This window comes from Arthrobacter sp. SX1312 (genome assembly GCF_002929295.1).
In the GTDB taxonomy this organism is placed as follows: Bacteria; Actinomycetota; Actinomycetes; order Actinomycetales; family Micrococcaceae; genus Arthrobacter_D.
In genome coordinates, this window is the sequence record NZ_PJIM01000010.1 from 1 (window position 1) to 5490 (window position 5490).

2 rRNA genes are annotated in these 5490 nt (G+C 55.7%); both read left to right on the top strand.

Going from position 1 to position 5490, the window contains the following annotated elements:
• Positions 1–187: 187 nt before the first annotated feature.
• A 16S ribosomal RNA gene (locus CXQ92_RS17395) occupies positions 188–1722 on the top strand.
• Between the two features lie 535 nt (positions 1723–2257).
• Positions 2258–5414: ribosomal RNA gene (locus CXQ92_RS17400) — 23S ribosomal RNA — on the top strand.
• The 16S and 23S rRNA genes sit together here, the layout of an rRNA operon.
• Positions 5415–5490: the final 76 nt, after the last annotated feature.

The window sequence follows — 5490 nt, forward strand, 5'->3', positions numbered from 1 at the left end:
CGGTTGTTCCTGTTGTTTGAGAACTCAATAGTGTGCCAAGTTTGTTGATACCGATTGTTTTTTGATTGGTTGAATTTGCTGGTTGCTGCGCACCTGGTGTGTGGTGGCTGGTTTTTTTGGCTGGTTTCGAATTTTGTGCAGTGGTGTCGCCCGTTTTCCCGGGTGTCATTGTTGTGTCTGTAATGCATTTACGGAGAGTTTGATCCTGGCTCAGGATGAACGCTGGCGGCGTGCTTAACACATGCAAGTCGAACGATGAACCTCACTTGTGGGGGGATTAGTGGCGAACGGGTGAGTAACACGTGAGTAACCTGCCCTTGACTCTGGGATAAGCCTGGGAAACCGGGTCTAATACTGGATACGACCTTCCCGCGCATGCGGTGTTGGTGGAAAGCTTTTGTGGTTTTGGATGGACTCGCGGCCTATCAGCTTGTTGGTGGGGTAATGGCCTACCAAGGCGACGACGGGTAGCCGGCCTGAGAGGGTGACCGGCCACACTGGGACTGAGACACGGCCCAGACTCCTACGGGAGGCAGCAGTGGGGAATATTGCACAATGGGCGCAAGCCTGATGCAGCGACGCCGCGTGAGGGATGAAGGCCTTCGGGTTGTAAACCTCTTTCAGTAGGGAAGAAGCCGGTCCTTCGGGGTTGGTGACGGTACCTGCAGAAGAAGCGCCGGCTAACTACGTGCCAGCAGCCGCGGTAATACGTAGGGCGCAAGCGTTATCCGGAATTATTGGGCGTAAAGAGCTCGTAGGCGGTTTGTCGCGTCTGCCGTGAAAGTCCGGGGCTTAACTCCGGATCTGCGGTGGGTACGGGCAGACTAGAGTGCAGTAGGGGAGACTGGAATTCCTGGTGTAGCGGTGAAATGCGCAGATATCAGGAGGAACACCGATGGCGAAGGCAGGTCTCTGGGCTGTAACTGACGCTGAGGAGCGAAAGCATGGGGAGCGAACAGGATTAGATACCCTGGTAGTCCATGCCGTAAACGTTGGGCACTAGGTGTGGGGGACATTCCACGTTTTCCGCGCCGTAGCTAACGCATTAAGTGCCCCGCCTGGGGAGTACGGCCGCAAGGCTAAAACTCAAAGGAATTGACGGGGGCCCGCACAAGCGGCGGAGCATGCGGATTAATTCGATGCAACGCGAAGAACCTTACCAAGGCTTGACATGAACCGGAATGATGCAGAGATGTGTCAGCCACTTGTGGCCGGTTTACAGGTGGTGCATGGTTGTCGTCAGCTCGTGTCGTGAGATGTTGGGTTAAGTCCCGCAACGAGCGCAACCCTCGTTCCATGTTGCCAGCGGGTTATGCCGGGGACTCATGGGAGACTGCCGGGGTCAACTCGGAGGAAGGTGGGGACGACGTCAAATCATCATGCCCCTTATGTCTTGGGCTTCACGCATGCTACAATGGCCGGTACAAAGGGTTGCGATACTGTGAGGTGGAGCTAATCCCAAAAAGCCGGTCTCAGTTCGGATTGAGGTCTGCAACTCGACCTCATGAAGTTGGAGTCGCTAGTAATCGCAGATCAGCAACGCTGCGGTGAATACGTTCCCGGGCCTTGTACACACCGCCCGTCAAGTCACGAAAGTTGGTAACACCCGAAGCCGGTGGCCTAACCCCTTGTGGGAGGGAGCCGTCGAAGGTGGGACCGGCGATTGGGACTAAGTCGTAACAAGGTAGCCGTACCGGAAGGTGCGGCTGGATCACCTCCTTTCTAAGGAGCGCCTCGGATCATGTGCCTGTCCTTCAGTGGTGGGTGTGTGGTTCGCAGGAGTCAGCCCATAGCGCGGGCGTTTGTTCCGCGGTGGGTGCTCATGGGTGGAATATCAATGGATAGGTGCCTGGTAGTGCCTGCCGGCTGGTGAGTACGTTCCCTTCGGGGTTCTGGAAAGCGTGTGGTTGGTGGGGGTTACCGGGTTTTACTGTTTGGCACACTGTTGGGTCCTGAGATAACAGGGCTCCATGTTCTGTGCTGGTTGTGCCGGTCCCGGTTTCGAGGGGATGCCTGTTGTGGGTGTCGTTCTCGTGCGGGGGTGGTGTAATCGGTGGGGGTGTGGGGTCGGGTTGTTTCTGGTTTTCCCGCGCATGCTCTGTCTGTCCCTGTCGGGGGTGGGTGGGGGTGTGTCGGGGTTGTTGGTTGAGAACTGCATAGTGGACGCGAGCATCTTAAAAAGAAGCAATTTCTAAGAATAATCTGGTTCCGATCTTCGGGTCGGGCCTGGTTTTCTCGATATGTTTTTGATCTTAGTGGTCAAGTTTTTAAGGGCACACGGTGGATGCCTTGGCATCAGGAGCCGAAGAAGGACGTGGGAATCTGCGATAAGCCTGGGGGAGTTGATAACCGAACTTTGATCCCAGGATGTCCGAATGGGGAAACCCCGCCCGGCGCGCGAGTGACCGGGTGACCCGTATCTGAACACATAGGGTACGTGGAGGGAACGTGGGGAAGTGAAACATCTCAGTACCCACAGGAAGAGAAAACAATAGTGATTCCGTCAGTAGTGGCGAGCGAACGCGGATCAGGCTAAACCAGTGGTGTGTGATAGCCGGCGGGCGTTGCATCACTGGGGTTGTGGGACTTTCCGTTCCAGTTCTGCCGGACTGGTGAAATGAGTGCGTGCGTATAGGTGAACGGGTTTGAAAGCCCGGCCGGAGAGGGTGTAAGTCCCGTAACCGTAATGCGTGACGCCGTTTGGAGAGGATCCCAAGTAGCACGGGGCCCGAGAAATCCCGTGCGAATCTGCCAGGACCACCTGGTAAGCCTAAATACTCCCTGATGACCGATAGCGGACCAGTACCGTGAGGGAAAGGTGAAAAGTACCCCGGGAGGGGAGTGAAATAGTACCTGAAACCGTGTGCCTACAAACCGTCGGAGCAGACTTTGTTTCTGTGACGGCGTGCCTTTTGAAGAATGAGCCTGCGAGTTAGTGTTACGTCGCGAGGTTAACCCGTGTGGGGAAGCCGTAGCGAAAGCGAGTCTGAATAGGGCGTTGCAGTGGCGTGATCTAGACCCGAAGCGAAGTGATCTACCCATGGCCAGGTTGAAGCGACGGTAAGACGTCGTGGAGGACCGAACCCACTTCAGTTGAAAATGGAGGGGATGAGCTGTGGGTAGGGGTGAAAGGCCAATCAAACTTCGTGATAGCTGGTTCTCCCCGAAATGCATTTAGGTGCAGCGTTGCGTGTTTCTTACCGGAGGTAGAGCTACTGGATGGCTAATGGGCCCTACAAGGTTACTGACGTCAGCCAAACTCCGAATGCCGGTAAGTGAGAGCGCAGCAGTGAGACTGTGGGGGATAAGCTTCATAGTCGAGAGGGAAACAGCCCAGACCACCAACTAAGGCCCCTAAGCGTGTGCTAAGTGGGAAAGGATGTGGAGTTGCCCAGACAACCAGGAGGTTGGCTTAGAAGCAGCCACCCTTGAAAGAGTGCGTAATAGCTCACTGGTCAAGTGATTCCGCGCCGACAATGTAGCGGGGCTCAAGTACACCGCCGAAGTTGTGGCATTCACATAGATCCCAAGCCGGAGACTTGTTCTCCTGAGTTCAGGGGTGTGGATGGGTAGGGGAGCGTCGTGTGGGCAGTGAAGTCGCGGTGTAAACCAGCGGTGGAGCCCACACGAGTGAGAATGCAGGCATGAGTAGCGAAAGACGGGTGAGAAACCCGTCCGCCGAATGATCAAGGGTTCCAGGGTCAAGCTAATCTGCCCTGGGTAAGTCGGGACCTAAGGCGAGGCCGACAGGCGTAGTCGATGGACAACGGGTTGATATTCCCGTACCGGCGAAGAACCGCCAATACTGATCGAGGGATACTAACCGCCAGAAGCATGACCGCCCACCCTTGTGGTGACGTGGTTTTTTGTGGATCGCGGGACCTGATCTCGGGAGGTAAGCGTATTAACAGGTGTGACGCAGGAAGGTAGCCAAGCCGGGCGATGGTTGTCCCGGTCTAAGGATGTAGGGCAGAACGTAGGCAAATCCGCGTTCTTGTGTTCGATCACGGGCCTGAGATCTGATGGGACCCCCGTATGGGGGAATTTGGTGATCCTATGCTGCCGAGAAAAGCATCGGCGCGAGGTTCCAGCCGCCCGTACCCCAAACCGACACAGGTGATCAGGTAGAGAATACTAAGGCGATCGAGAGAATTATGGTTAAGGAACTCGGCAAAATGCCCCCGTAACTTCGGGAGAAGGGGGGCCCCAACTGTGATGGCGACTAGCTCGCCGGAGCGGATCAGGGCCGCAGAGACCAGGGGGAAGCGACTGTTTACTAAAAACACAGGTCCGTGCGAAGTCGCAAGACGATGTATACGGACTGACTCCTGCCCGGTGCTGGAAGGTTAAGAGGACCGGTTAGTTTCACGCTTGCGTGGGACGAAGCTGGGAATTTAAGCCCCAGTAAACGGCGGTGGTAACTATAACCATCCTAAGGTAGCGAAATTCCTTGTCGGGTAAGTTCCGACCTGCACGAATGGAGTAACGACTTCCCCGCTGTCTCAACCATAAACTCGGCGAAATTGCAGTACGAGTAAAGATGCTCGTTACGCGCAGCAGGACGGAAAGACCCCGAGACCTTCACTATAGTTTGGTATTGGTGTTCGGTGTGGCTTGTGTAGGATAGGTGGGAGACTGTGAAGCGTGGACGCCAGTTCACGTGGAGTCATCGTTGAAATACCACTCTGGTCACTCTGGATATCTAACTTCGGCCCGTAATCCGGGTCAGGGACAGTGCCTGATGGGTAGTTTAACTGGGGCGGTTGCCTCCTAAAAAGTAACGGAGGCGCCCAAAGGTTCCCTCAGCCTGGTTGGCAATCAGGTGGCGAGTGTAAGTGCACAAGGGAGCTTGACTGTGAGAGAGACATCTCAAGCAGGGACGAAAGTCGGGACTAGTGATCCGGCGGCACATTGTGGAATGGCCGTCGCTCAACGGATAAAAGGTACCTCGGGGATAACAGGCTGATCTTGCCCAAGAGTCCATATCGACGGCATGGTTTGGCACCTCGATGTCGGCTCGTCGCATCCTGGGGCTGGAGTAGGTCCCAAGGGTTGGGCTGTTCGCCCATTAAAGCGGTACGCGAGCTGGGTTTAGAACGTCGTGAGACAGTTCGGTCCCTATCCGCTGCGCGCGCAGGAAATTTGAGAAGGGCTGTCCTTAGTACGAGAGGACCGGGACGGACGAACCTCTGGTGTGTCAGTTGTACTGCCAAGTGCACCGCTGATTAGCTACGTTCGGATGGGATAACCGCTGAAAGCATCTAAGCGGGAAGCCTGCTTCAAGATGAGATTTCCATACACCTAGAGTGTGAGAGGCCCCCAGCCAGACCACTGGGTTGATAGGCCGGATGTGGAAGCAGGGACGAAAGACCTGTGAAGCTGACCGGTACTAATAAGCCGATAACTTACACCACACACCCACCCCCACCAGAAGGACCAGGGCTCCCGGGCAACCAGGAAACCCCCGGACCCCCGACGGTGACACGGGGA